Consider the following 25,495-nt stretch of genomic DNA (forward strand, 5'->3'; position numbering starts at 1 on the left):
TTCGTCGGCCAAGCTGGCCGGAGAGCCGCTGCGGCCCAAGGCGGTCGGCGGCTCATTCGCTGGCGTGCAGGCGCCTGTATTCGGCGCGCGGCAGCAGCTGGATCTTCACGCCATATCCGGGACGTCCATCGGGGACCTGGTCGCGCTCCTGCTCGATCACCTCGCAGCCGGGGCAGCGGACCGTATCGGGGACGTACGCGTGCGGATCGCCTCCTTGCGTGGCGTCCCACTCGGCAAGCCGGGTCCGGCAGTCCGGGCAGATGCTGCGCTGCCACACCTGCCAGGCGAGGGCCTTCGCGCGGTCAAGATCCGTCCATCGCCCGGTCCCGCCGAGGAACTGGCTGTGCGGGATGCCCCAGCGATCGCACAGCTCCAGCTCGATGCGCAGTTGGGGATCCGCGCTCAGTCTTTTCCCACGCTCACCGTGTCCACGTCGGTACGGCTGACCTGCTGCACCTGCCAGGCCGCCTCCCACAGGCTGTTCGCATCGGGAGCGGACCACGAGCCGAGCAGCTCCTGTGCCTCCGCCTCGCTCATGCCGTCCACGGAGGCGGCGGAGACCAGAGCGGCGGGGAAGGTGTCCGGGTTGAAGGCCGCCCCCTCGGCTGCCTGCTCCTCGGTCGCAGGGTGCCGGGTGATCAGCTCTTCCAGGGCGGGCCGCGGCAGTGCACGGAAGGTCAGCTCGATGGACACGTCCTTGAGCTTCTGCTGGGCAGACTCGTGGGCCTTGGAGAGCACAGCGGCTTTCCGGGCGAGCTCCGTGTCCCCGAGCGCCGAGTCGGCGAGGCGCCGGGCCCGGTCGGCTACGTCTTCGGCAAGGGTGACTTCCTGGCGGATCTGCTCGTCGTCACAGATACGCAGGACATGCTCGGGCCGTGGCCGACCGCGCAGGCGCCGCATCTTCGCCGCCCACTGCGCGTCCTGGTGTTCACGGTCGTCACGGTGATCACGGGCTTCGCGCGCGGACATCTCAGTCCTCGTCGCCCGTGGTCACCGAGGCCGCGGCCGCGACGACGGTCACCTCTACGGAGTCGTCGTCGTTCCCGTCGCCACCGTGCGCCGGAATCGGCAGCGGCTTCGGCCCGGCCGGGGGCACAGCGACGTCGAGCGCCGGCGGCTCGGTAATCGTGTACGAGACCTCGAACTTCGCGGCCTCGTTGCCGGTGTTGTACTGCGCCGAACGTGAGGCCACCTGCACGGGGAAGACGTCGACGGACTTCGAGCCGGGGACATCGCCCTTGCGCAAGAAGACGACCCACCCCTTCGCGCCCTTGGGGAGCAGCTGCTCGACGGCGTCGCTGACTTTATCCTCGTAGAACGTGAACGACGAGTCCTCGGCCTTGTCCTCCCCCGGGATTGAACTGGTGAACGTGGACGACATGTCCGGCGTCTCGATGGCCTCGTTAGTCAGGGCCCAGCCCTCTACGTCGGAGATGGCCTCGGTCAGTTCGGTGGCGTTGGGTGAGCAGAGCTCTTCGCGCGTCGGGGCCTTGGAGGCGGCGCGGACTTCCTTCAGCCAGAAAATCTTCGTGATACCGCGCCGCATAAAGCGCTGCTGGGACATGGAGGGTGTTCTCCCGCTTCCGGGACGGCGCCCCCGGCGAGCCGGCGGTCACCGCCCCTTGAGATCCGCATCAAGGGACTACGAGGCCGTTCATCGGCCAGGTGTCCGCGCGAACCTCCGCGGTGAGGAATAAGAAGCAGCTCTGAAGCTCAGGCAGGGCTCACGGTGATCGTGAACCGCTGTACGTAGGTAACGGCATCGCCCGCTGCCCCGTCAACCGGATCACCGCTGCCGTCCATGCTCAACTCCCGGTCTATGACAGCCATTTCCGGGAGGGTCAAGACATGCTTCCACCGCCCGTCGACACGGTCCACGAGCGCTGACCGGACGCGGTCGGCAAGCCACTCCACCTGATCAACGCGCTCGCCCACGCTCGTCACCTGGTAGGTCCACGAGGCGTCGGCGTGCCAGTCGGCAAAACCAGGGCCGGAGAACTCACCGGGCAGACTGTCGAGAATCACGTACGGGAAGTCAGCCACCCCACTGTTCGGAGCCCTCGGCAACACACCCAGGCCGCAGGGCCGCCCAGTGACCTCGGCCAGCAAGCTGCGCAGCGCCCGCGTGAGCGGCAGCCGCGGCAGGCTCACCCCAGCACCCCGCTCTCCAACGCGCCTACGTAGCCGGGCTCGGTCTGCCGAAACGCCGGCTCGATGTGCGGATACGGCGGCTGACGGTAGTACCGCCCGATGCTGTCCACGCCCACGAACCCGTACTCCAAGCGGCGCGACTGCGGTGCCTCCGTAAACACGACCGCAGTCACCCGCCCGCCGCTGACCGTAACCTTCACGTCCCACGAGGCCCGGTACCGCCCAGTGATCACGTTGGGGCCGGGCCGTCCGGAAGCGTGCCGCTGAATCCGGGCCCGCAAGAGCATCGCGTGATGCCGCGTGATCGCGCGCGTACGAGACCGTACGGCCGGCCCCATGCGGGCGAGCGACGCGGCCAGTGCGACGGGGTCCCGGAACGCGGTCGCGTCCGGATGGGCGTTGGGATGCGGATTCACCGGGGTCGTCACCGGCGGAGCCTATTGAGTTTGTGCCGCCGCGCCCAATGGCAGCACGCCGCCGAGTGGGGCAGCGTCAGCCAAGGTCGAGGCACGCTCACGATGGTCCGGCCCGAGCGATCGGATCGCTCGGGCCGGACCACATCACTGCAGCGAGATCAATCGCTCCAGGGAACTCCCCTGCTCCAAGAGACCCCCCAAAGTCTCGGAAGGTGCTCGCGCTGGTGCGTCAGGTAATCTCGCGCAGCCGGCGAGCCTTCACGTGCTGCCTCGCGAACGAAATCCATGCGAGCGCAACGCCAAGCCGACTCCCAGTGCATCCATTCCTCCTGAGGGACATCGCTTACGGCTAGAACGGCAAGCATGATCCTTCGCGTCAGAGGGGTTCGCCGGGTGACGAAGTTGTGGAAGGTTGCACGGCTGATCGGACGTTCAAGTACACCCTGCTCGGCAAGCCGCTTCGCCTTGGCTTCAGCCCTTCGGTAGGTGAGCCCCGATAGTGCGTACACCGACACCAGAGCATTCCAGAGGTCGGTAGGCGTCACCACCATGTCCGGCCGCATCGGCACCTCCTTGCCGAGCAACTGCCGGATTCTGAGCTCCCTTAGGGCCTTGCGATGCAAACGTTGACCGACACTCACATCGGCACCACAGGCCATGGCGAATCTCTCGACCAGCTCGAGCGATGGAAGCTCGATACCGTTGGTAGCCCGGCTCAGAGTGGACTTGTTGCATTCGAGACGCTCGCCAAGTTGCGCATAAGTCATGCCTGTTCGAGCACGCTGTTCACGCAGCCAAGCAGCCAGCTCCACAATAGGGTTGGACTCTCCGGGCAGATCCTTGGGCTTTCGACCCACGTAAAATCACGCCCGGCCAAGGTGGACAACAAGGGCCGTCCCTTGGAAAGGGAGCAGCGCTGCGATAGCCGTGGTTCCACCGATGACCTGCAGTACGTCCGCCACCGGATGCCCGAGGGCCGTAAGAGCAGCAGCGATAACCATCGCCACGACTACGACGATGACCACATGGGTCCGTGCGAACGCGGATGCTTCCGGAGTTCCGTGGGTGACGCACTCGGCTTCCACGATCCTGTTCCCTGGCATGGGCATCTTCCCTTCTCCCGTAGCTCGTTGACTTGCGAGCTGCGCTGAAGCCGCACGCCTTGAGCGGCCCCGTTGCCTCATACTCAGCGCGCTCGCAGCGTCAGCGCCACAGGCATTGTTGCGCGCATGTCCAGAAGCTGGGCTGCAACAATCCCTCTTGGTCACCAAGAGAGTTCGCCAAACTGGCAAGAGAAACCGCAGGTGAGCGGCGTCCACGAATGAGTCGGGGCTGTGAGACTTCCCAGAACTGTCAAGTGAGTCATCGTGGGACACGTCACTGCCGAGACCTTGAGTCTACCGTTACCGGCGAGCTCTACAGCGGCGCCTACGTGCCCCCTCTCGCGTCCCTCCCGGCTTCCAGCCGCGCTCGGGGGCCTGCCTGGACTTTCTTGCAGCTACTCCGTGATGGCACAGGAAGGGGCACGTCATCCGAGGATCTGGAGTCGGACCCGACGCACCACTGTGTTGCTTGCCATGCTGGCCTCCCCGACCCGGAAGCGGAACCCGGAGAGATGTGAGTCCCGCGCGGAGGAGACCACCACCAGGACATCGCCGGGGCGGGTTCTCGGGGCCGTCAGGGGAAGTAGGCCCGTGTACGACGTGCTCGATGGCGCCTCGGCAAGCATGCCGTCCAGCGCCCGGGTGTTCGCTAGCTGACCGGAGAGAACGATCGCGGCGAGTCCTTCCCAGCAGCGTTGCGGGGTGCCAGCTTGAGGGACCAACTTGCCGGTGGACTCGTCCAGCGCGTCGTCTGCCTCGCCGTGCAGGTCACGCCACAACTCCACGCGATCGTCCAGCATCCCTTCGACGACACGTTGGACGCACGAGAGATCAAGCCCCACGAGCCCACTCCGAGAGCTGACGAAGGACAGCGGCGGTGCCTCCGGCTGGGGTGTTGTCCAAGTCGCTGCGCGCAAGCGCCGCGCGCTCGACCTCAACGGGGTCCAACGCGTCGATGAACTCGGCGGAGGTCAGTCCCGGCGGGGTCTGTTCACCGACCACGACGTGGGCCGCGGTGTCGAGCACGGCCGGGAGGTGATCGCCCGGAACGAGGTGCAGCACCACGCACGGCGGGGCCCCAGGTTCACCTCGGACCTCGAAGGAGGCGACGGCGTCGGTGATGTCGTGCCCGTCGATCGCCAGATTGCAAACCCCGTCTTTTACGGCCACTTGGAAACGCTGCGGTGTCGTCATCGGCGGAGCCTAAGCGAACAGTCATCGCGTCCACACGGGCGCAGGTGGCCGGGCGAGAATCCTCGAACCATCCTTGTGTAGTTGCCTGTTGCGAGACCGTGAGGATCACCAGCCACGTGGTTCTGCTCGAAGCCGCCGTTGCAATGCCTGCGGAAATTGCCAACTCATTTCCTACAAGATGCGTCACCAAGCGTGCCGGTTCCACTGCGCCTCGTGATCACGGTCACTTCTAAACTGCTTGCCCGCCGCTGCTTGAGTGAAGGAAGATCGTAAACACCTGACTGAATTAGGGGGAAGTCAAGTGAGTTTCAGCCGTAAGTTAGCAGTGCTCTTCGCGGCCGCAGTAGGAGTAGCGGGTCTTTCGCTCTCGCCGACGGCCAGCGCGCAGGTCCAGGATTCGGGCCACCTTTCGCAATCCGTCGACGCCGCGGCGGACAAGTGTAAGCGTCAGAAGTACTCGAACGTCGCCTACACGTTCCACCGCGGACCCTCTAAGATTCCGCTGCGTTGCGGCACCAAGACTTGGGGGTACAAGCACGTCGTCAACCATGGCAGGTGGAGCACGTCCTTCAAGAACAAGATCAATGACACCCTCTGGAAGGGCCACCAGGTGAGGCCCGGGGTGATCTACCGGTACAAGCCCGGCACCGGGTGTTCGCCGAGGCCAGTGAAGAACTTCAAGGTGGTGTACAACACGGGGCCGCTCGGTGGAAAGCCCGGCGGGCTGACGCCTCAGGGGATCATCACGGCCACCGTCGAGTACACGCCGCGAAGCGCGAAGACGGCATGCTAGAAAGGTGACCGATGGCCACCGCAGAGCAAGTTCAGGAAAAGCTCGGAGTGAAACTCCGAGGGGTTCAGCGAGAAGGACCCGGAATTCCCATCGAGGTCCTGAAGGTGCAGGTAGCCGAAGTCTCTCCTTCCCTGCTCCTTGATGTCGATGTAAGGGCTTCAGGAGAGGTCTGGCGTGTCTCCCTGAAATATACGGGGCAGGAGGCGAGCCTCGTCAGCGGCGACCTCGCCGACGAGACGGTCGAATATCTTGCTCTCCTCGCTCGAACTCATCTTTTCGAGTGGTGGCACACAAAGGACACTGAAAAAGCCTCTAAGCGTATGGGTGTGAGGCTGGAATAGGTGCAGGGGCGGCGCAGAGCATGCGCCGCCCCTGTCGCGGTGCCGGGAGCCGCGCTACGAAGCACCGGCCTTGCCTCCGGCCACGGAGGCGCTGACTCCTCACCGAGGAGTACGTCGGGCGGCAACTGCATCCGTGTAGAGCTCGGTGGTGAAGTCATCGGCGTCGATGCGTAGTTCGCTCATCACGGACCGGATGTCATCAAGTGCCGATGCAAGTTCCTTCGGGTCCTGAACCATGGTCTCGACTTCAAGGAACGTGCCGTCGATTTCAGGGACTTGGACCAAGGTCGCCAGCAAGTCACGCTCGCTCGCCCTGAACTCGTAGTTCCGGCAGCGCTTCTGGAAGGCGATGGCGGGGACGTACCCCAGCCCGCGCAGCATGGCGTGAACAGCTTCCGGATCGTCCACGATCGTTTCGTGCTCAGGCTTCGACCCGGACATCGAGTCGACTCGGGCACCCTTGTAAGTGAGCACGGACCGTGTCGAATCGGGACCATGGATCGTGCGGACCCTCAGCTCCTGGTCCTTCGCTTCAAGACTGCGGGAGGGGTCGTCGTAGTAGGTGTCCTGGTACACCTCGGCCCGCCCCTCCGCCATCCGGTCGAGGCGCTCCATCACGTACTCGGGGTCGCGGACCCGCGCCTTCAGTTCCGCCTCAATCACTCGCGATCCTCCGCTCAGACGGTGCGGCGCCCGGTGTCGATCATCGACGCGAACATCCGCTGAAACCCTCGATAGAGAGGGCCACTTGGCGTCTCCATGACTTTGTAGGCAGCCGATTCGTGCCCTTCCCAGCCGGCGTCGAAGGCCGAGACGAACATGGTGCCGTCCAGCCTGATGATGCGCCACGTCGGGTGCATCGTGTAGCGGTAGACCTGCAGGTCACATGCGTCCGACAGTTCGCGCAGTCGGGCCTCGGCCAGCTGAACCCCGCCGGCGAGTGACTCGGCCGATTCCCCGATCTCTGCCGCGCGCACCGCCAGGGCAGGCGAATCAGGATCGAGGAGCAGGACACGAACCCGCGGGACGTTCTCTCCTTCGGGCCGGCTGAGTGACGAACGAAGGAGGGAGTCCTTCAACCCGATCAGCCCGAGACCTCGCACAGCGAGAACGTCCAACTCATGTGCGGACACGGCAAGCTGCCGGATGTCAGCGGAAGCTGCCGCCTGAGTGGGGTACACGCGAACGACTTCCGGGAACGCAGCCAGGTCGAATGCGCGCCCGCCGCTCGTCGTATGCCGACTGGACGCAAGGCCAAGCAAGTGCCGTGCATCATCGGGCATGTTGAGTCCGTCCGCGATGCGCTCGAAGACGTCGAGCCTCGTGATCTCCCGTCGGCCGTTGACGACCTCATTGACCCGAGCTTGGGTCATGGCCACGGCTATGGCGATCCGGCCTTGGCTGGCGCCGCTGTATTGCTGTACGTGCCGAAACACGGCACCCATGTCCCGCTTCCGCAAGGCTTCGCGGATCTCGGCCCGTTGCCACGCCCACTCCGGCAGTTCGATCGGTACGAGCGTCGTCGCCATGTTCCTCCCCCGGACGCCGTCCTGGGATGGAGAGTCATCCCACCGTGAGATTACCGCCCGGATATGGGGCTGATGCCGCCTCTGCCTGAATCCTTGCCGCATGCGTACGACGATGAGTAATGCACAGGGCAGCACACGTCCGAGGTGCAGCCGGAGCCCTCGGTCTGCTGAGCACGGCGCGCAGGTGATCGCCTGATGGGCTACGACCGGAATGCCCTCCCGAGCCTCCCGCGCGGCCTGCGCCTGCTGCCTTGGGAGAACGACACGGGCAAGCCCTGCTACCTGTCGACGAACGACCCTGAGGGCTCCTTGTCCCGCCTCGCAGACGACATCGAGTCGGACCAACTGTGCGACGGCGCGGACGTGCTCAAGGGTGCGCAGGCAGTACTGGACGACCGCAAGGCCGGCGAGCACGCGCTAAGGCTCGCGCTTCGGGCAACGACGCAGGCCCTCGGCGACGTACTTCGGGTTGCGGATAGTCGGGGCGCTCGATTGCCCGTACGGGAGACCGAGGTCGAGGCAGTGGATGGGGATGAGGACGAGGGCGACGACCCACAGCTTCAGAGCGAGGTTCACGGATGAGCGCGAGCAACGAGGCGGGCGTCTGCCGCCGGTACGGCTTCGCCGACTGGACCCTGAAGGCCGTACGGTCTTGGCCCGTCTGCTACTTCGCCAGCTGCCTCATCTGCGGAGAGCGCTCAACGGACCGGCCCGATGCAGAGGCGGCGCAGCTCTGGTGCCTCAAACACGCGGGCCTGACCCGTCACAGCGGCTACGAACTTGCGGTATCCCAGCTGTTCAACGCTGTGGCGAAGGACCCGTCGGCGGATCGGCTGAGCGTCCCCGTACCAGATGACCTGACAAAGGCTCTCGCTGCTCGCATGGAGACCCTGCCGCCTCCGGCCTTCACCGACGGCCTGTTGGCGCCAGCAGAAGCAGCCGCATATGAGCAGGAGTTACGCGAACTCCCGGGTGCTCTTGAACTCGCCTGCCAGTGCCGGGAGGTACTCGACGACGAGGACGGCGAAGGCTTTGTCGTGCTTCGGACGGTAGAGCTCAGTCAGGCATGCAGAACGAGCGACGACTTCCTGCTGGCAGTCACCGTGCTGCTCACGTCGATCGCAACGCCTCTACGAGCCATCGATAGCCGAGAGTTGTGGTTTCCGACGGACGTCGCAAGCGGATACGTGCCGGTCCGCGTAGACATTCCGAACGCGACGTGGCCGCCGGACTACGTGGCCCTGCTGTGCGTACGTCCCGATCCTGGAGGGCAGGGCCGCAGCCTCGTATCGCAGGTACGTCGCGCCGTAGCGAGGCTCGGCGACAGCGACAGCGATCTGCTCACGCACCAGCGCTACGGGAACGGCCCGTTCCACGGCCTGACAGGCGTGGGCGTCGAATGGCGCAGATTCCCGGTGATCGATGGCATGGCCACGCGCGGCGGCTACGTCAGGTTCGCGCCGGACATGCTCGCTGATGCCGACCCCGAGGAGCCATACGTCAAGGCGACCCAGGCCCTGAACCGCGAACTGATCTTCGGCCAGCGAGAGCTCCGCCTCAACAGCGGAGATCTGCTCATCGTCAACCAGCACCTGTCTATCCACGGCCGCGCTCCGTTGGGCGATGGGCAAGAAGCCGTACCGGAGGACGAGCGCCAGCTGGTCCTCAAGAGCTTCCTACGGCGTCAGGGGCGGAGGCCGTGACGCCGGACGCAGTTGTGTCGCCTTACCTCACTGGTCGGGCACACCGAACTCAGTCACGCCACCCGCCTGTTACGTGCCCGCACAGCCAACACGGCACCAACGACAATCACGACCGCGGCGCCCGCGCCAGCAACGATCCAGAGCGTCCTGTTCCCATCGGCCTCGTTCGCGGCCTTCTCCTGCTGAGGCTGGCTCTGAGCGTCTTCGCCGTCCTGCTTCTTTGCGGAATCGGGTGAGCCCGATGGTTTCGGAGACTCCTCCTGGCGCTCAGCGAGCAACGGATTGACATCCGGGTCACCGGGATCGCCCTTGCCTTCAAGAAGCACCTGGGCCGGCCGAACCGTCCCGTAGCCGATGTACTTACTGGGAACCGGGCCGTTGTGGCCGGCGGTCTCGATCATGACCCGCAGGACCTGGTTGGCGGTCCAGTCGGGGTGCTTGGACCAGATGAGGGCGGCGGAGGCGGAGGCCAAGGCGGTGGCCACGCTTGTGCCTCTGCCCTCGCAGTACTCCCCTTCGCTCTCCGTGCAGTGGAGAGGAGTCTCTTCCCCCGGCGCTGCGAGGACAACTTGGCGGCCGGTGTTTGAGAACTTGGAGACCTTCCCATTCGTTCCTACGGCACCCACTGCGACCACACCAGGGATTGCCGCTGGGAACTCGACACGATCCTCCCCGTCATTTCCTGTGCTCGCGAAAACCAACTTGCCCTTCTTGAGGGCGTACTTCACCGCAGCTTCCTCCGCTGCGCGATCTGTACCGTGTGCGTGCCCGCCCATCGAAAGGTTGATGATCCGTGCGTCAGAGTCGGCGGCGTACCGAATTCCCTTAGCAGCAGCCTTGCCAGCACCGATGGAGACCTTGTCCTTGAGGACTGTCACCGGCAGGATCCTCGCATCGGGAGCGAGCCCTTTGAGTCCTCCTTGTGCGCCACTTCCCGCGATCGATATGGCCATGTTGGTGCCGTGGCCGTTCGTGTCACGTCCTGCGTCTGGGGGGGAGTTGTAGAAGTCCTTGCCCTTCAGGACGCGTCCCCGGATCTCAGCGGCTGTGGGGTCCACCCCGGTGTCCAGCACTGCTACGGTCACGCCTTTGCCTGTGCTGACCTTCCAGAGATCGTCTGCGCGCATCGCGTCGAGGTACCACTGCCGGGACTGGATGTCCTCTGCTTGTGCTGCGGGGACGAGTCCACCGCTGAGAGTCAGAGCTAGCGCTCCCACCAGGGGCACAGCGCGACGCCAGGCTCTGCGGTGTACGGAGTGGAACATGAGGAAGCGGAACTCCTAGTCGATCACGGGTGGGACGGTTCTGTGTCGACCGGTCGACCAGGTCTCTTCGTCTTCTGCCAGGTAATCGGCACGACTCTCCGCACCCCGACGTCGATCTCGCGCGGAGGCGGGAGCGCCCGGATGGGTCGTCCCCGTGCCTGCCGGGTTGAACTCCCCGTGTGCGCGTGCGGACGTGCGGGTTGCCCCCACGGGGCCGCCGGGCTCGGATGCGAGTCGCCTGCCGGAAGGAGCACCCCCCGGTCCCGGCGTGCCAGAGACCGGAGTCGAACCGGAAGCTGCTCGCCCGGCCAAGGCGCCCTCGCCGATCACACCGCCACGGGTTGAATTCGGCCCGACAGGACCCCCAGGCGCCGAGGCAAGCCGCCTGCCGGCCGGTGCATTGCGCGATGCCGGCGAACCGGGAACCTGCCCCGCCCCTGCTGCGATGCCGCGACCTGTGGAGGAGCCTTCACCGATAACAGTGCCAGGATTCCTGGGCCCGACGGGGCCCCCTGGCTGGGTCGCCAACCTGCGACCGGCGTTGGTACCACCCTGTGCTGGGGTGCCTGGAACTGTGCCAGGACCACCAACCGGTCCACGCCCAGCGTGTGCTCCTTCGCCGATCACGGTGCCCAGAGGCGGCCGAGGTCCGGTGACTCTGCCACCCCCGGGCACGGAGCGGCCTGCAGCATTCCCGCCCGAAGGGGAACCGGGAGAAGGAACGCCTGAGCGAATAGGTCCAGTAGCGCCTTGCGTAGGCGCGCTGCCCGGCTTGCCGGTAATTGGGCCCGGTAGAGGAGCGAGCCCAGGTCCTGCCGGTCCAGGCGATGTGGGGGCAGGGCTGTTTGTGTGAGGCCCACCTGGTGTGCTGGGCGATGTAGGCCGCGCCTCCGGAGGTGCCGCAGTGACAGAGTCGATGCCCGTGTTCACCGGGCCGTCGCTGGAGGGCCGCGCCGGACCGCCAGTGCTTGCATCGCTGCCCGTGTGCCCTTGCAGGGCGGCCGAACCGCCCGATGCTGACCCGCTGGGAGTCCCCGTGGTGCCGCCGGCAACCGCTCCGGTGGCGGAGGCACTTTCTGCCCCGTACGGGCGCTCCATGCTGCGATAGGAATCACCCGGCGGCGGCGCAAAGTTGGGCTCCGGCTGCGACATCATCCGCTCACCCGAGGTGTTGTAGTAAGAGGAGAGCCGGTTCAACTGATTGATGGCCTCCTGCCGCTTGGGCTCCTCCTCCGCCTTCCGTCGCTCTTCCTTCTCGGGATTCGCGTAGGTTGTCGCATCTGGCTTCGGAACCGCGGCCTGGGCAGAACGCAGCGCCTGGCTTGAGTTCTGCATCTCCTGGCTGGCAGTGGCGGTGTAATCGGAAAGGGCGAGCGTCTCGGAGACCATGCCCCGGCCCCACTCCTGAAACTTTTCGGCGGCTACGCCGTCCCACTCGACCCGGCCGATATAGGTGCGGAGGTCCCGGGCGATGGCCTCGATCTCTGGTGCGGCAGTCCCCAGAGCCTCAGCCGCACTGCTCAGGTGTTCCGGCTTCGCGGAGGCCACCATGGCGTGCAGCTCGGCCAGTGAGCGTCCTTCGAAGTTGTCCCCTGCCATGCTCATCCCCCGTTAACTGAACGTGCCGGAAGTCGCGCCATCGGCACCGCCGTTGACGTCCCGCGTCGGCGTCGTTTCCGCGCCACTGCCTGCCCCCTGCGCAGGCTCACGGTAGTGCTCCTCAGCACGCCGGCGAATCGCCTGATAGCGCTCGGCCTGTTCCGTCTCGACGCCCTCGTATCCCTTGTCTGTGATCTGCACGGCGATCCCCAGGCCCTCGATCTGCTCGCCGAAGGCGCGGCTGAGCCGCTCAAGGCGAGAGCGCACGGTTTCGTACGACTTGGCCAGGTCCTCCGCAGCCGCGAAGCCTGTCCCGTATGAGCTGGCGGTGATGGTCTGTTCGCCGATCTTGCCGTGCTGGGCAGGTGACTTGTTCAGACGGTCCAAGAGGTCGTCGATGCGCTTCTTGAAGGTCTGCAGGTCCACTCTGCTGACGGCAAGGTCCTTGCCGTTTCCGGGCCGTCCGTCGGCCACAACAACCCCCGTTATCAGGCCAGTTAAGTCCTGTCCACCCTATCTATCGCGCCAGGCGGCCACAACAGCAGTTTCACGCAAAGCCCCCATGCGGCCGGCTGTTGGCCGAGCTCGCCACTCCTGACTGTCGCGTGCGTGTGACCAGCAGCGTAACGACCCTCCGGCCCCTTGGTCTGGGTGCACGTACTCAGATCGATCTCAGCCATGCATGGATGGCCCTGCCTGCCCCTGGACGGCCGCGTGTGGCGGGTGGCGTCTAATAGGGCGAAACCGTGTCTCCGTCGGGCACTTGAAGGCAAGTGGAATTCAGGTGAACCGAGATCATGGACGGGTTCTTGCTTCGCCCGCGACGATCCAAGAGTCGCATGCTGGCCGAGATTTTCTTACTCGGAATGTTGGCAAGTATTTCGCGACTCTTTGCCTTACTGGAGTCCGAGCCGTCCTTGGTGATTTCCCACCCGTGCTTCGGTAGCTCGCTCTTCAGGCGGTCCATTGCCTGCTCTAGTTCCGGTACCGGTACGTCGTAGACGCTCCACGCGTGCTCAATTACGTAGAACTTGTCGCTGTCTTTGCCTGAGCAGGGTGCGACGCTCGGGCCTGGCTCGGTCACCTTTCCGTCCAGGGTCGACAGGTCCAGGATCTGGCGTGAGATCTTCTCCGTGTCCTCGCGAGCCGAATCGACCTTCCGGGTCGTGATGTCTGAATCTGTTGCGCTCATATCGGAACACCCCGAGGCTGTGATCGTAGCTGCGGCGATGGCTACCGTTGCAAGTGTGCGCTTAATTAGCAAGTTCCACCAAGTCCGTAGTCAGCTTTACTTCGTCGTACTCTCCGATGATGACAGAGGCCTGATTTTCCAGGCTTCGCGAGCCTTCGTTCCAATATCCGCTGTGGTCCTCGGAGTCAGTGGTCATCCTGTTAGCGCCGAAGGATTCGTCCGTGGGGATGGTCCACCAGTTGTCTCCGAGCCCGACGATTTTTCCGCCGAGTCCGACGTTGTCGTCACCGACCGGGGCAGTCATTGCCCATGTGTGATCAGCTCCCACTCGGAGGTCTTCGGCGCGATCCACTTGCACCCCCGGGCTGCCGACCAGGACCAGATCATCGGTCGCCAGTGGCCCCTTCCCCTCGGCCTTGGCAGCATCGCCGATGAGCGTGGTGCCGTAGCTGTGACCGATCGTTGTGGTGTGCCCGGACTCTCCCGTCTCGGCACGGTGGGCCGCTTCGGTTCCATCGAGGAAGTCTCGGAGGATCGGAGCGCCGGCGGCGGCGTACTCGTCGTGCCGGGCCTCGGGATCAAGGTCGCCCTTGTCGAAGGGGTACGCGGAACGCGGTGCGTCGTAGTCGAACCAGGTGATCGTGGAGACATCCTGTCCAGGGGCGAACGCGTGGCTCACCTGCCAGAGGCGGTCACTGCGAGTGAGGTCTGTCTCGATGCCTCCGAGAGTGGTGCCGGTTCCAGGGACGTACACCGCAGTGTGGTCGGCGGTGTCCGGATTTCCGTTGGCGACGATCACCTTGCCGTCACCTTCACCTGCTGGGGAGAAGCCCAGCAGGTAGGCCTCGGGTAGGCCCTCTTTCCCGGTCGCGTCGAATCGCTTCTGGATGGTCTCCATGCCCTGCAGCGCATCGGTCAACCGCAGCCGGTCATCTCCGTACTTCGCGTTCCACGCGGTCCATTCAGGGTTGGCCACTAGAGAGCGCCCCGCGGGGACCAGTTTCTTCGGCTCCGGAGGGATCGCGTTGAGGGCCGTCTGATACTCGCCCCGGGTCTCTGCCAGGACCGTGCGGTTGGCCTCGTCCCGGACGGCTGCAGGCAGGCCGTTCATCGCGCCGACACTGGCGGGGTGCATGGCGGCGTAGTCGGCTCTTTCCTGTGCGGAGAGCCCCTGCCACCACTCCGCGTTCTCCTTCGGGCTCCCGCCCTTGGGAGGCTCTGTGATGCTGTCCAGGTAGTCGTCAGCGCCCTTGAGGACGCCCTGCATGTCCTTCTGGGCGTCGGCCCAGTCGCCGTGGGAGACCTTCAGGTCGTCGTCAGCCTTGAGGGCCCGGAGCTTGGGCGCCCACTTCGCGTCGGCTTCCGTGGCCTCCTGTAGGGCCTCGGCGATGCGGTTGGCGTAGCCCTGGGCGATGGCGTGGTTCGGGTTGGGGTTGACGCTGTTGGCCTGGCGTTGCAGGGCTTCGGCGAGGTTGGAGCCGTCGATGTTCGCGCCGCCGTCAGCGGAACCACCGGGGGCCTTGCCGTCGGTCTTGGCTTCGGCTGCGGGGTAGCTGACCGAGCCGTCGGCCCCCACGGTGAACTTCGAACTCTCCGCGTCGGCGATGGCCTCGCGCAGCTTCTTCTGGGCGGCGTGCAGGTCGTGGGCGAGGCCGTTCAGGGCTGTGCTGATGAGACCGCATTCGACCTGGGTGTAGTGGAAGTTCCTTGACAGGCGCTGAAGTTGACGGATCGCGGAGCCGGCGGTTGGGCCCTCCAGCGAGTCCCGCATCTTGAAGATGATCTCGTTGTCGATGCTGTCCTTGGCGTTACTCGCCATTTCGCTGGTGTTGCGGTAGCCATCGGCTGCGTCTGAAAACTCGGACAACTTCAGGGACTTGAGAGTCTGGAAGTCCATGCCTCTGGTCACCAGCCCTTGCTCTGGCCGCTGGAGGCGCTAGCGTCTTCGCCGCCGTCCTTGACCGCCATCTTCGACAGGGAGCTCTTGATGGCCTGGTCGTTCTTCTCTTGGTCGTTCCCGAACTTCTCGAAGAATTCCTGTAGTTCGCCGCATCGGCGGCTGACGTCATCGAGGTACCGCTGCCAGGAGGTGTGGACTTCCTTCGCCGCCTTGCCGCTGAGGACTTCGCCACCGCCAGTGCCGGTGCCGGCTTGCCTGTCTTCGAGCTGGGAGAGGGACTTCTTGATGTGCCCGCGCAGCGTGATGAGCGACTGCCCGGCGCGGTTCCAGGCGGCTTTGTCGGAGCGGATGGTTCCTGAGTCTCCGTCGGCCCATCCGCCGCCGTCTCCGGCGCTCGCGAGACTCATGCTGGCCGCGCCTTGCTTCGCCGCGGCCCACTCGGCTTCGAACGACACTGAAACTCCCCCTCGCCTCGACCGTTTCACGGTGGCTGTCCGGGAGGTTACTAGCCGTGTGCGTGCGCGCACGTGAGTAGGCGTACTCAGATCCGTACCAGCCAGGCCGGTTGGCCGATATCTGACCGGTATCCACAGGATCTGTCCGAGAACGGGGCGCGTTGACTGACCCGGCAGGCCGGAAGGCATAGTAGGCGCGGGCAAGTGCCCAGTACCGGGGCCGATGTGAACGATGTGACCGATGCGGCCCCGCGGGGGAGGAGCGGGATTCATGGCATCGCGGCGGGACGAGCTGAGTGCGTACACCTTCGCGAAGAAGGTGGTCGTGTCGTCGCTCCTGGAGCCGTCGGGGAACGGGACCGAGGAGCACGCGCCCCGTCCCCTCCGCGCTGTCGTACCGGGCCTGGTCATCGGGGCGTTGATCCTCGCCGGATTCGGAGCCTGGGGGATGTTCAAGCCGAAGGTCCCCAAGGGGTGGGATGAGCCCGGCGCGAAGGTCATCGTCGGCAAGGAGTCCACGACCCGTTACGTCGTACTGACCACCGGCAAAGGCAAGGACAAGAAGACACTCCTGCACCCGGTCACGAACCTGGCCTCTGCGCGCCTGTTGCTCAAGCCCGAGGAGTACGGCGTGGTCCAGGTCGACGACGAGATCCTGGACGCTGGCAAGCCGCCTCTCGGTCCCATCCTCGGCATCCCGTACGCACCGGACCGGTTGCCCGCGCCCGATGAGGCCGGCAAGGCCAAACGGTGGGCGGTGTGCCAGCAGCCCGGCGGCGGCAAGGGCGACCCGGTACAGGAGGCGGCCTTCGTCCTCGCCGACCGCGACCTCAAGAAGACCGAGGGCAAGAGCCGCCTCAGCGGCGGGCAGATCCTGTACGTCAACGACAAGCGCGGCAAGCGCTACCTGGTCGACGCCAGCGGCACGAGGTACCTCGTGGCAGGGAGGGCCGGCGACTTGCTGGAACGCGCCTTGGTCGGCCTGAACAAGAAGCCGCAGCCCGTCACCGACGCATGGCTTGCCACACTGCACGAAGGCAGCCCGGTCGACTTCCCCCGCATTCCCGGCACCGTTGGCGCCCCGGCCGGCATCGACGGCGGGCTTTCTGGCCAGGAGAACCAGGTCGGCAGGGTGCTCAGGGCACAGACCGGTGACGGCCCGCAGCACTACGTCGTTCTGCAGGGCACGGTGCAACCGGTGTCCGACTTCACCGCCTGGCTGCTCATCAACTCGCCTGAGACCGACAAGCTCAACATGCGCGGCAGCGCCGCCACCGTCGACGCCCAGTCCTTCACACCTGACTCCGGAAGCTTCGCTTCGCAGTACGACTGGCCCAAGAACAAGCCGGCCCAGGTCAACTCCGCCTCCGGCGGATCTGGCGGCGGCCGGGACACGGTATGCAACGTCCTGCGCAAGGTCGACGACGGCGGTGACACGACGTTGTCGGTCTGGGCGGGCGACGACTACCCGGCCGAGCTCTCGGCGGGCGGGACCAGTTCGTACGTGACACCGGGCTCAGGGCTTCTCTACACCCAGATCCGGGGACGGCAGACCAAGCCCGACGGCTCACTGTTCCTGGTCACGGACACCGGTCTGCGGTACGCGGTGCAGGCCAACGGTGACAGCGACGCCGACAGGTCGGACATCGGCACAGGCGACCAGCAGAAGCCGAACGACGGCCGCCCGGAACCGAGCGACGCCCAACGACGACTGGGCTATGGGGAAGTGACCCCCGCCCTGATTCCGTTCGCCTGGTCCGAGTTCCTCGCCAAGGGGCCCCGCCTCGACTCCAACAGCGCGCGACAGCCGCAGGGTTCGTGAGGGCCTCCGCCATGATGCGACGCACACGATTGGCACGGCGCACGGCGCTGACGTGTCTCTTGACAGGAGTACTCCTGCCGGCGGTGGCACCCGCCCCACCAGCCTCAGCCAAAACCGCCACCGACATCCGCACTGGCATCAACGGCACCGGCCAGTGCACCTTCCCGATGAAGAAGCAGTACGAGGGCGTCCCTTGGGCCCTTCAGCGCGTACTGCTCGACGAGCTCTGGCGCACCACCAAGGGCAAGGGAGTCCGGGTCGCGGTCATCGACACCGGCGTTGACAACACGAACGTCCAGCTCAAGTCGGCTGTCGATGCCAAGTCGGGCAGGAACTTTCTGAAGGGCGGCAAGGCGACCGACGGGACTCTCGACGAGGTCGGTCACGGCACGAAGGTCGCCGGCATCATCGCCGCACGCCCGCGAGAGGGCACGGGCTTCGTCGGCCTGGCCCCCGAGGCCACCATCATCCCGATCCGCCAGAACGACGAGAAGAACAGCGGCGACGAAGACACCATGGCCAAGGCGATCGACCACGCCATCGCCGAGAAGGCCAGGGTCATCAACATCTCCCAGGACACCGAGAAGCCCCTCGACGCCGACTCGGCGCTGGCGCGGGCCGTACGCAGGGCACTCGACCGGGACATCGTGATCGTCGCCTCCGCGGGCAACGACGGCCTCAACGGGCGAGCGAAGAAGACCTACCCTGCGGCGTTCGGGGGTGTCCTGGCCGTGGCTGCCTCGGACCGCAACAACGAGCGCGCCGCGTTCTCCCAGCCCGGCGACTTCGTCGGCGTCGCCGCCCCTGGGGTCGACATCGTCTCCACCGTCCCCCGCGGAGGACAGTGCTCTGACAACGGCACGAGCTTCTCGGCCCCGTACGTCTCCGGTGTCGCTGCCCTGCTCCGCGCCGAGCACCCGACCTGGACGGCGAAGCGGGTCATCGCGCAGATCCAGCAGACCGCCGAGCGCAGCATCAACGGCCGGGACAACTACGTGGGTTGGGGAGTCGTCGACCCGGTCCGGGCGCTGACGGAGGACGACGCCCCGATCGAATCGCCGAGCCCGGACCCGGGTCCTCCACCCGCCGAGGCGCCTGAGCCCGCTGACCTGGCCATCGGCGAAACACCTCAAGAACGCGATGAGCGCTACGCCACGTACGGCATCGGTGCAGCCGTCGTACTCATCACGGTGGTTGTTGGTGCGGCCATCACCGCCAGGGATGCTCGGCGGCGACGTAGCCATCACACGTAAAGTGCCGCAAAGCAAAGGCTTTTCAATTGGGACGTAGGGGGACGGTTGCCATGGAGGACTGGGACCAGAGCAAAGCCGATGCAACCGCAGATATGCGTCTGAACCAGGTGCATCCGTCCGGTGGGGCAGGCGGTACATCGGACTTGACCGCGAGCCCTACGCGTAAGAGGGCTGCCGCGAAGGCAATCGAGACCCACCTGGAACCCGAGACGGCCCGCGATGGACGGCACACCGAAAGCTCCATGAATGCGGCCGCCAAGGAGTTCGGAGCCAAGGACGGCGAGGGGTGGCAGACGTCCGTGGCGCTGAAGAAGGCCCTCGAAGCCTGGGAGCGCCAGGCCAAGGGCCTGGTCCACCGGCTCACCAATGAGAAAGGCCAACTGCGCGAGGTGGCAGGGCGTTTCGATTCCACCGAAGGTGGCACAGCTGAGCAGCTGTCCAGGATGAAGTCCGGAATCGACGGCCTCTGACCGCCACGAGATCTTATGCACCGGGGGAAACATGCCAACGTTTCATGAAGTCATGTCGACGGATCCGACCAAGCTCACGGCGGCCGCTGACCGTTGGGAAGAACTGGCCGGGAAGTTCAGGAAACTCGAGGACCAGTACGAGCGAGAAGTCCACGCTGTTGCGAAGGGAACCGTCTGGTCCGGCCTGAGCGCAGAGGCCGCGAAGCTCCGCTTCGACGCCACGCTCAACGAGTACCGCGCCGCCCAGAAGGAGGCGAAGGCTCTCGCGTCACTGCTGCGCGGCGCACACACACAGCTTGCCGACCTGCGCAACAGGCTCAAGACGCTGCGGGACGACGCCGTGAAGAACGGCATGCGCGTGTCCGACCAGGGCGTCGTCTCGTACGACTACGACCGGCTCGACCAGAGTGCCAGGACCGCGCTCGCTCATGATCCCAGCTACCAGGAGAGCGTCCGTTCGGCGGTCGGCGAGTGGGACAAGGCCATCAAGCAGGCCGTCAAGGCTGTGGGCGAGGCCGACGCGGCCCTCGCCATCGGCCTGAAGACGGTCGTCGCCGACGGCAACGCCCTCGACGGCACTATGGCGGGCTTCAACTCGGCGGCGCAGGGTGACTTCCGACAGTACGAGGCCGAGGAGAAGGAGCGGCGCGCTGAAAGGGCCGCGGAGGCCGACGCTGCCGCAAAGGAGAAGGCGGAGGCGGACAAGCCCGCAGACAGCACCACGGCCTCCATAATCAGGGGCATCGCCAGCGGGCTGAACTCCTTCGCTCGACACCCTGACGGTTTGGGCGGGAAGGCTCTGACTGGCCTGGTCGAGGGCGTGCTGGGAGGTGCGGGCTACAACAGCACGCAGGGGATCAGCTTCAATGTCGGCGTGGGGTGGGGAGGCGCAGGCGTTGGTTACGAGGTTTCACTCGCCCACACTCAGACGCCGGACGGCGACTCTCAATTCGGTCTACTCACCTCGAAATCGGTCACATCGTCCGGCCTTGACTTCGGTTTCTCCGGAGGCGTCGGGGCGTTTAAGAGCAACGCGGACGACATCACCCAGCTAGAAGGGATGGGCTGGGACAAGGGTGCTTCCGTGAATCCCGGCGTGGGCCTCTGGGGGAATCACCAGACGGCAATCGGTACAGAAAATTCGACGGGTGATCCGGTCGGCACGTTCACTCGCGGTCTCGGGCTCGGCGTCGGCGCCGAGTTCAGCAGCGGCTACAGTGAGGCGAAGATCCGGCGGCGGTTCGACGAGGAGTGAGTCTCGGCATGGGGAATATCGATATCGGCGCCACGCTTTTCTTCATCCTTGGGTGGATATTTGCGCTGAACGTCAAAGGCGCCGCCGACAGGGTCCACGGGCTGGCTTCTCGTTATATCCCGGTGGTGGGGACGGCATTTGCGCTGCGGGCCATGGGCGTCATTTGGATTCTCGTCGGAGGGGCGTTCATTGCCCTCGGCCTGACGGACTGACGGCTCACATGGGGCGACCGTGAGGTACCACTGCCCGCCCAGAGACCTGAGACTTGAGGTGCTGAATCAATGGGCCTTTTCGACAAGCTGACCGGCACGCGGCGCCCCGCTGGCGGAGTTGCTCCGTGTTCTGCTGAGGAAGTTCACGCTGCCTTGCTCGCTCTCAACGGGCCGGAGGTCCCGTACGTCGTGCGCGACGGCGCGGCAGAGGGTGTCGACCTGGTGGCGGAATGGCGCATGACGGAACCGGCCTGGCACACCTTCTTCGCCAGAACCCAACTGAGCCGCGCAGTTCAGATCCGGATGCGCCTGGTCTCGGAGGACCACGAAGTTCGCGTCGCCGAAGAGCAGAGGGAAGTCACCTGGGTCGGCGGCAGCCCCAGATTCGCGATGTCGCGCGAATACGGGCGGGGGCCGACGAAGACGGTTTCCCGGCATTGGACGATCGGGCGAAGATCCGATGGCCATGTTGAGAGGACTGAGACGTTCCGCTACGACAGTTCCGAGCTCAAGGAGCCCTTGCAGGGCGCGGTCCTCACGGCCGGTTGGACATGGCGCGGAGTGCTCTTCGGCAAGGTCTGATTGGCCGGCAGGCGGCCGATCGGAGGAACACGGTCCTCCCACGCATCCAGCTACAGCGGTTGGTCGAGGGCAGAGCGGGCGAGATTCGAAATCACGAATGCGCTCCCAGGCCATTTCTGACAGTCCGACGACGTCGGTCGGCCCGTCGCGGAGCACGGTCTGCACGGAACGAGAGACTGCCAAGGGGTGCTCAGGGGGATACACGTCGGCCACGCAGGCCCAGGTCGTCAGGGCCCGCACCACGTCGTGAGCCGCACTGGCCACGTTCTCAGGCCCCTCCACCAGCACCAAAGCCAGCGCCTTACTCGTGGCTGGCCTCATCTCTACGACGCGTCTGCACAGCTCCGCTGATTCGACCTCGGGGTGGTCTCCAGGAGTGCTGCTGTACGCCTGAACGGCGCCGATCGCTTCGCCGTAGTCCACGGCCGCTTCTACGAACGCGGCGTACGCTTGCCGCCGCCCATCGCGGCGCCAGTGCTCGTGCTGTGAGCGTCGTTGCATGGTGCCGTTCAGCCGTGCGGCTCCGAGCGCACCCACCATGCCTGTGCACGTCCCGATGATCGCCGTGAGAGCAGTCGTGATCCCTGGATCCACAGCCTCACCCCCCCCGTGAGGAAACCTTCCGCCACTGTGCGACCAAGGCAACACCTCATCCGGTTGCGTGTGAAGGGCGCCTCGGAGCGAGGTGCGGCTGTACTGCGGTCGCTCAGCTAGTAATCGACCGAGCCGCGTCAAACAGCTCCAATGTCGCCAGGCAGAGCGGGAGCAGCGTCAGCAGAACTGCGCTCTCCGCGAGGTCGAGGAACCGTCCCCAGAACGGCGTCAGGCCCTTCTTCGGCACGATGAGCCCGATCGCCGTGAACAGGGCAACTCCAGCCGCAGCCAAGGCGAACAGCCACATAGCCCGAACATCCAGGCCGGTCCGGTCGCCGTAGCGCTGCAGTTCGTTCAGTAGGTCGGCCGGAGGGTTCGTCGCCAGCCCCGCCAGCAGCAGGCCGATCGATGCGATCCCGGCGAGCAGGGCCGAGGCCACCTGAGCGGTGTACCGGAACAGCCGCGCCCTCAACAGCATGGACAGGCCGGCGGCGAGCGCCAGGAGCTGCGCCCACACACTGTCGGAGAATCCGAGCACACCGGCCGCGACCGTGACCACGACCGCGCAGCCCCCGACCAGGCCGAGCAACAACTCATGGCTGCGACGGGCCCGCAGGGCGACCTGCTCGGCATCCACTGGAGTACCGACGGGGTGGACCTCGGCGGTCACCTGAGCCTGCCGCGCATCCGCCGGGTCCGGACCTGCCCCGAACATGTCGACGGCGCTGCGCGGCGCGATGTATCCGATCGGCAGCCGTGCGAAGCGGGACGAGAGACCGGGCAGGAACGCGATCAGCCCGACGGCGATCGGGACGCACACCGATGCGGAAGCGGTGGCTGACGCCTCGGCGAGGATCGCGACGAACGAGGCGAGCGTGCCCGCGGCCGTCACGAACACCGCGCCGACGAAGGGCGCCGAGCCGCCAGGGCTCAGTGCAAGGAGCACAGCGGACGCCACCAACATGCACACGCAGCCGAGCAGGAACTGCAACCGCCCGGGCCCGTCCCCCGCGTCCGGCCCCACCATCCCGGAGCCCGCAAGAAGCAGCAGCGGCAAGGCGGCAAGCCCGAAGGCGACCGCCCCTGCACGGTCCCCGTAGGCACGCGCACGAGCACCTGCGAACGCGGTCAACAGGACACCTGCCGCACCCGCCACCACACCGGGCAACCCGTTCATGTCGTGCCGGACCGGGTCCGCCGACCACAGCAGGTAGCTCATCAGACCCAGGAGCAGCACAGACCCGAGCAGCGATGCACCCCGCAGCAGCTCTTCACTCCACAGTCGCCGATCCCGTCCGACCGCCGAGGCCACCGCATCCGAGACGGAGTCGAAGACCGCCGGCGGCAGAGAGCGGTCCATCGGACGCAACGTGAGCCGCTCGCCGTCGATCACGCGCTGCGCGGCCAGGGTGAGCGTGGGGTCCAGCAGTGTGCCGTCCGCGCGGACCAGGTGGTAGCCGGTCGGTGTGCCCACCGCCTGGGTCTGGCCGGTCAGGCGCAGCAGCTCCGGATAGATCTCGGCAACTGGTAGGTCCTCGGCCAGAGCGAGGTCGATGCGGTTGTCCGTCGCCGCGACCGTGACCCTTCGAAATCCCGTCCCCGTGGTCGTACTCAACTCGCTCATCCCCCTAACAACCGTGGCGCGTGCGGTGCTTGGTTACGCGCGGTGCGCGCAACCCTACCCGGCACTGCTTTGGCGTTTACCCGTACGATCGCTCTCGTGCGGAGGGGGCTGTCGTCACGGGGGCGTCGGCAGGCGAAGTGGCCTTCCGTACGGACCATCCGCATGGGGGGATTGATCTTCCGGTGAGCCAGATCGTCGTCAAGCGGCCGCCGCGCGCGGCGCTGCCGGAGGTGCCGACGCACGAAGTCGTCCTGCAGAGCCCGCCCGAACTGCCCCGCGGGCAGCAGGAAGGGGTGCTACTGCAGCTCCTGCCGATGCTGGGCATGGGCTCGTCGGTGGTGTTCTTCTTCATGCCGGGCGCGCACCCGTTCATGCGCATCATGGGCGTTCTCATGCTGGTCTCGACCGTCGCGATGGTGATCGCGCAGTTCGTCCGGTATCGCCGCGGCAACCAAGGCGAGATGGCCGACGCCCGCCGTGACTACCTCAAGTACCTGGCCCAGTTGCGGCGCGCGGTACGCAGGACGGAGCGGGCCCAACGCAACGTACAGCTCTATGTCCACCCCGACCCCGACCAGCTCTGGTCGGTCGTGGCGGAAGGGACCCGGACCTGGGAACGCCGGGTAGGCGACAGCGACTTCGGGCAGGTTCGCATCGGGCTCGGTCCGCAGCAGCTGGCGACCCCGCTGATCGCCCCCGAGACGGCCCCAGTCGACGAGCTGGAGCCGCTCAGCGCGGGCGCGATGCAGCAGTTCCTCGCCGTGCACGGTGCGGTCGAGCGTCTGCCGGTGGCGCTGTCGATGCGTGCCTTCTACCACCTGACGCTCTCCGGCGACGGAGCGAGCGCTCAGTCGACGGCCAGAGCACTCGTCGCCCAACTGGCCACCCTGCATTCGCCCGAGGACCTGATCGTTGCCGCGGTAACCGAGCCCGGGGCTGCAGCCGACTGGGAGTGGGTGAAGTGGCTTCCGCACAACCAGGCACAGGGAGCACTCGACGGCGCGGGCACCAAGCGTCTTTTCGGTGACGACGTCGAAGAAGTCGAGCAACTCCTCTACGACCGGCTCGAAGGCCGTCCGCGGTTCAGCCGCGAAGCCCCGCCGATCCTCGACCGGCCCCACATCGTCCTCGTTCTCGACGGCGCGAGGATGCCGACCACCTCTCTGCTCGCTGCCCCTGAAGGGCTCCAGGGCGTCACCGTCATCGAAGTGATCGACGGCCACCTCGAAGAGCCGCCCGGCGGCCTCAACGCTATCGTCCACCCCGGAAAGCTGCGCTTGGAGACACAGGGAGACGTCGTATACGAGGGCGAGCCGGACAGCTTGTCCCTCATCGAAGCCGACGTCCTCGCCCGCCGCTTGGCCCCGCTCCGGATCGGCGGGGATGACGACGAACCGCTGCTCGCCAACCTCGACTTCACCGACATGCTCGACCTCGGCGACGCAGCCACCGTCGACGTCACCCGCACCTGGCGCCCCCGCTCCATCGCCGAACGCCTCCGCGTACCCATCGGTGTAGGCGAGGACGGCGAGCCGATCATGCTCGACCTCAAGGAGGCCGCCCAGGAAGGCATGGGTCCGCACGGCCTGTGCGTCGGCGCCACCGGTTCCGGCAAGTCGGAGCTCCTGCGCACCCTGGTCCTCGGTCTGGCGGTCACCCACACCTCCGAGACCCTGAACTTCGTCCTCGCGGACTTCAAGGGCGGCGCCACCTTCGCGGGCATGACGGACCTCCCGCACGTCTCCGCGGTGATCACCAACCTCGCCGACGACCTCACCCTCGTCGACCGCATGGGCGACGCCATCCGCGGCGAACTCCAGCGCCGCCAGGAACTCCTGCGCTCCGCAGGCAACTTCGCCAGCGTTCACGACTACGAGAAGGCACGTGCGGCAGGCCAGGCCCTGGAACCGCTCGCCTCGCTGGTCCTAGTAGTGCTTGGTCATGTGCGTTTGACGATGGCGTGTCTTCTTGATCGGTGGTGTCGTTGACCGGGTGTGCTGGGTGGGGAGTTGGCCGCGGTCCGGTGTGATCTGGAGGACTTC

General features: G+C 66.1%; 26 protein-coding genes and 1 pseudogene. 11 read left to right on the top strand and 16 right to left on the bottom strand.

Going from position 1 to position 25,495, the window contains the following annotated elements; translation table 11 throughout:
• Window positions 1-52: 52 nt before the first annotated feature.
• From RCO28_RS36170 to RCO28_RS36205, 8 genes are all read right to left on the bottom strand, one after another.
• Window positions 53-277 (bottom strand): hypothetical protein, encoded by a 225-nt coding sequence (locus tag RCO28_RS36170; protein WP_308945615.1) that lies wholly within the window; start codon window positions 275-277, stop codon window positions 53-55.
• Between the two features lie 125 nt (window positions 278-402).
• Window positions 403-969, bottom strand: a complete 567-nt coding sequence (locus tag RCO28_RS36175; protein ID WP_308945616.1) for a hypothetical protein — start codon at window positions 967-969, stop codon at window positions 403-405.
• 1 nt (window position 970) lies between these two features.
• Complete coding sequence (locus RCO28_RS36180) at window positions 971-1,564, bottom strand: hypothetical protein (protein ID WP_308945617.1); 594 nt, start codon at window positions 1,562-1,564, stop codon at window positions 971-973.
• 149 nt (window positions 1,565-1,713) lie between these two features.
• On the bottom strand, window positions 1,714-2,151 hold the full coding sequence (locus RCO28_RS36185) for a hypothetical protein (protein ID WP_308945618.1): 438 nt from the start codon (window positions 2,149-2,151) through the stop codon (window positions 1,714-1,716).
• Complete coding sequence (locus RCO28_RS36190; protein WP_308945619.1) at window positions 2,148-2,579, bottom strand: HK97 gp10 family phage protein; 432 nt, start codon at window positions 2,577-2,579, stop codon at window positions 2,148-2,150. The genes RCO28_RS36185 and RCO28_RS36190 overlap by 4 nt, the downstream gene beginning before the upstream one ends.
• Before the next feature lie 146 nt (window positions 2,580-2,725).
• The gene (locus RCO28_RS36195) at window positions 2,726-3,424 is read right to left on the bottom strand and encodes a helix-turn-helix transcriptional regulator (protein ID WP_308945620.1); all 699 of its coding nucleotides are present in this window, start codon (window positions 3,422-3,424) and stop codon (window positions 2,726-2,728) included.
• Window positions 3,425-4,095: 671 nt separating this feature from the next.
• Window positions 4,096-4,512, bottom strand: a complete 417-nt coding sequence (locus RCO28_RS36200; RefSeq protein WP_308945621.1) for a DUF6093 family protein — start codon at window positions 4,510-4,512, stop codon at window positions 4,096-4,098.
• The gene (locus RCO28_RS36205; RefSeq protein ID WP_308945622.1) at window positions 4,502-4,864 is read right to left on the bottom strand and encodes a hypothetical protein; all 363 of its coding nucleotides are present in this window, start codon (window positions 4,862-4,864) and stop codon (window positions 4,502-4,504) included. The genes RCO28_RS36200 and RCO28_RS36205 overlap by 11 nt, the downstream gene beginning before the upstream one ends.
• A 301-nt stretch (window positions 4,865-5,165) precedes the next feature.
• Between RCO28_RS36205 and RCO28_RS36210 the strand changes: the two genes are divergently transcribed.
• Together RCO28_RS36210 and RCO28_RS36215 are read left to right on the top strand one after the other, a co-directional pair.
• Window positions 5,166-5,657, top strand: coding sequence for a hypothetical protein (locus RCO28_RS36210; RefSeq protein ID WP_308945623.1), 492 nt, complete (start codon window positions 5,166-5,168; stop codon window positions 5,655-5,657).
• Between the two features lie 11 nt (window positions 5,658-5,668).
• Window positions 5,669-5,998 carry a hypothetical protein gene (locus RCO28_RS36215; protein ID WP_308945624.1) on the top strand — a complete coding sequence of 110 codons (330 nt, stop codon included), beginning with the start codon at window positions 5,669-5,671 and terminating at the stop codon, window positions 5,996-5,998.
• A gap of 99 nt (window positions 5,999-6,097) precedes the next feature.
• Here RCO28_RS36215 and cyaB read toward each other — a convergent pair whose 3' ends face one another.
• Window positions 6,098-6,661 (bottom strand): class IV adenylate cyclase, encoded by a 564-nt coding sequence (cyaB, locus tag RCO28_RS36220; RefSeq protein WP_308945625.1) that lies wholly within the window; start codon window positions 6,659-6,661, stop codon window positions 6,098-6,100.
• 14 nt (window positions 6,662-6,675) lie between these two features.
• The gene (locus RCO28_RS36225) at window positions 6,676-7,527 is read right to left on the bottom strand and encodes a helix-turn-helix domain-containing protein (RefSeq protein WP_308945626.1); all 852 of its coding nucleotides are present in this window, start codon (window positions 7,525-7,527) and stop codon (window positions 6,676-6,678) included.
• A gap of 195 nt (window positions 7,528-7,722) precedes the next feature.
• Here RCO28_RS36225 and RCO28_RS36230 point away from each other — a divergent pair, with 195 nt between their 5' ends.
• Complete coding sequence (locus RCO28_RS36230) at window positions 7,723-8,109, top strand: hypothetical protein (RefSeq protein WP_308945627.1); 387 nt, start codon at window positions 7,723-7,725, stop codon at window positions 8,107-8,109.
• Complete coding sequence (locus RCO28_RS36235) at window positions 8,106-9,230, top strand: TauD/TfdA family dioxygenase (protein WP_308945628.1); 1,125 nt, start codon at window positions 8,106-8,108, stop codon at window positions 9,228-9,230. The genes RCO28_RS36230 and RCO28_RS36235 overlap by 4 nt, the downstream gene beginning before the upstream one ends.
• A 53-nt stretch (window positions 9,231-9,283) precedes the next feature.
• Here the strand turns inward: RCO28_RS36235 and RCO28_RS36240 are convergent, their stop codons facing one another.
• The 5 genes from RCO28_RS36240 to RCO28_RS36260 all read right to left on the bottom strand — a co-directional run bounded on the left by RCO28_RS36240 (window position 9,284) and on the right by RCO28_RS36260 (window position 15,641).
• Complete coding sequence (locus RCO28_RS36240) at window positions 9,284-10,357, bottom strand: S8 family serine peptidase (protein WP_308945629.1); 1,074 nt, start codon at window positions 10,355-10,357, stop codon at window positions 9,284-9,286.
• Window positions 10,358-12,106: 1,749 nt separating this feature from the next.
• Window positions 12,107-12,520 (bottom strand): hypothetical protein, encoded by a 414-nt coding sequence (locus RCO28_RS36245; RefSeq protein WP_308945630.1) that lies wholly within the window; start codon window positions 12,518-12,520, stop codon window positions 12,107-12,109.
• Between the two features lie 304 nt (window positions 12,521-12,824).
• Entirely contained in the window at window positions 12,825-13,286 is a 462-nt protein-coding gene (locus RCO28_RS36250; protein WP_308945631.1) for a hypothetical protein, read from the bottom strand.
• Between the two features lie 61 nt (window positions 13,287-13,347).
• Window positions 13,348-15,183, bottom strand: coding sequence for an alpha/beta hydrolase (locus RCO28_RS36255; protein WP_308945632.1), 1,836 nt, complete (start codon window positions 15,181-15,183; stop codon window positions 13,348-13,350).
• Window positions 15,184-15,191: 8 nt separating this feature from the next.
• The gene (locus RCO28_RS36260) at window positions 15,192-15,641 is read right to left on the bottom strand and encodes a hypothetical protein (RefSeq protein WP_308945633.1); all 450 of its coding nucleotides are present in this window, start codon (window positions 15,639-15,641) and stop codon (window positions 15,192-15,194) included.
• Between the two features lie 271 nt (window positions 15,642-15,912).
• Between RCO28_RS36260 and eccB the strand changes: the two genes are divergently transcribed.
• The 6 genes from eccB to RCO28_RS36290 all read left to right on the top strand — a co-directional run bounded on the left by eccB (window position 15,913) and on the right by RCO28_RS36290 (window position 21,235).
• Window positions 15,913-17,463, top strand: a complete 1,551-nt coding sequence (gene eccB / locus RCO28_RS36265) for a type VII secretion protein EccB (RefSeq protein ID WP_308945634.1) — start codon at window positions 15,913-15,915, stop codon at window positions 17,461-17,463.
• Between the two features lie 14 nt (window positions 17,464-17,477).
• Window positions 17,478-18,716 carry a type VII secretion-associated serine protease mycosin gene (gene mycP, locus RCO28_RS36270; protein ID WP_374991318.1) on the top strand — a complete coding sequence of 413 codons (1,239 nt, stop codon included), beginning with the start codon at window positions 17,478-17,480 and terminating at the stop codon, window positions 18,714-18,716.
• A gap of 50 nt (window positions 18,717-18,766) precedes the next feature.
• A complete protein-coding gene (locus RCO28_RS36275) occupies window positions 18,767-19,186 on the top strand; it encodes a hypothetical protein (RefSeq protein ID WP_308945636.1) in 420 nt (139 codons plus the stop codon).
• A gap of 52 nt (window positions 19,187-19,238) precedes the next feature.
• Entirely contained in the window at window positions 19,239-20,441 is a 1,203-nt protein-coding gene (locus RCO28_RS36280; protein ID WP_308945637.1) for a hypothetical protein, read from the top strand.
• An 8-nt stretch (window positions 20,442-20,449) separates the two neighbouring features.
• Window positions 20,450-20,653 carry a hypothetical protein gene (locus RCO28_RS36285; RefSeq protein WP_308945638.1) on the top strand — a complete coding sequence of 68 codons (204 nt, stop codon included), beginning with the start codon at window positions 20,450-20,452 and terminating at the stop codon, window positions 20,651-20,653.
• A 69-nt stretch (window positions 20,654-20,722) separates the two neighbouring features.
• On the top strand, window positions 20,723-21,235 hold the full coding sequence (locus tag RCO28_RS36290; protein ID WP_308945639.1) for a hypothetical protein: 513 nt from the start codon (window positions 20,723-20,725) through the stop codon (window positions 21,233-21,235).
• 706 nt (window positions 21,236-21,941) lie between these two features.
• Here RCO28_RS36290 and eccD read toward each other — a convergent pair.
• Window positions 21,942-23,453 (bottom strand): type VII secretion integral membrane protein EccD, encoded by a 1,512-nt coding sequence (eccD, locus tag RCO28_RS36295; RefSeq protein WP_308945640.1) that lies wholly within the window; start codon window positions 23,451-23,453, stop codon window positions 21,942-21,944.
• Between the two features lie 182 nt (window positions 23,454-23,635).
• On the opposite strand from eccD, the pseudogene eccCa reads away from it, so the two are divergent.
• A pseudogene (gene eccCa, locus RCO28_RS36300) lies at window positions 23,636-25,387 on the top strand (type VII secretion protein EccCa); the annotation flags it as partial.
• Window positions 25,388-25,495 lie beyond the last annotated feature (108 nt).

Source organism: Streptomyces sp. LHD-70, assembly GCF_031157275.1.
Lineage (GTDB): Bacteria > Actinomycetota > Actinomycetes > Streptomycetales > Streptomycetaceae > Streptomyces.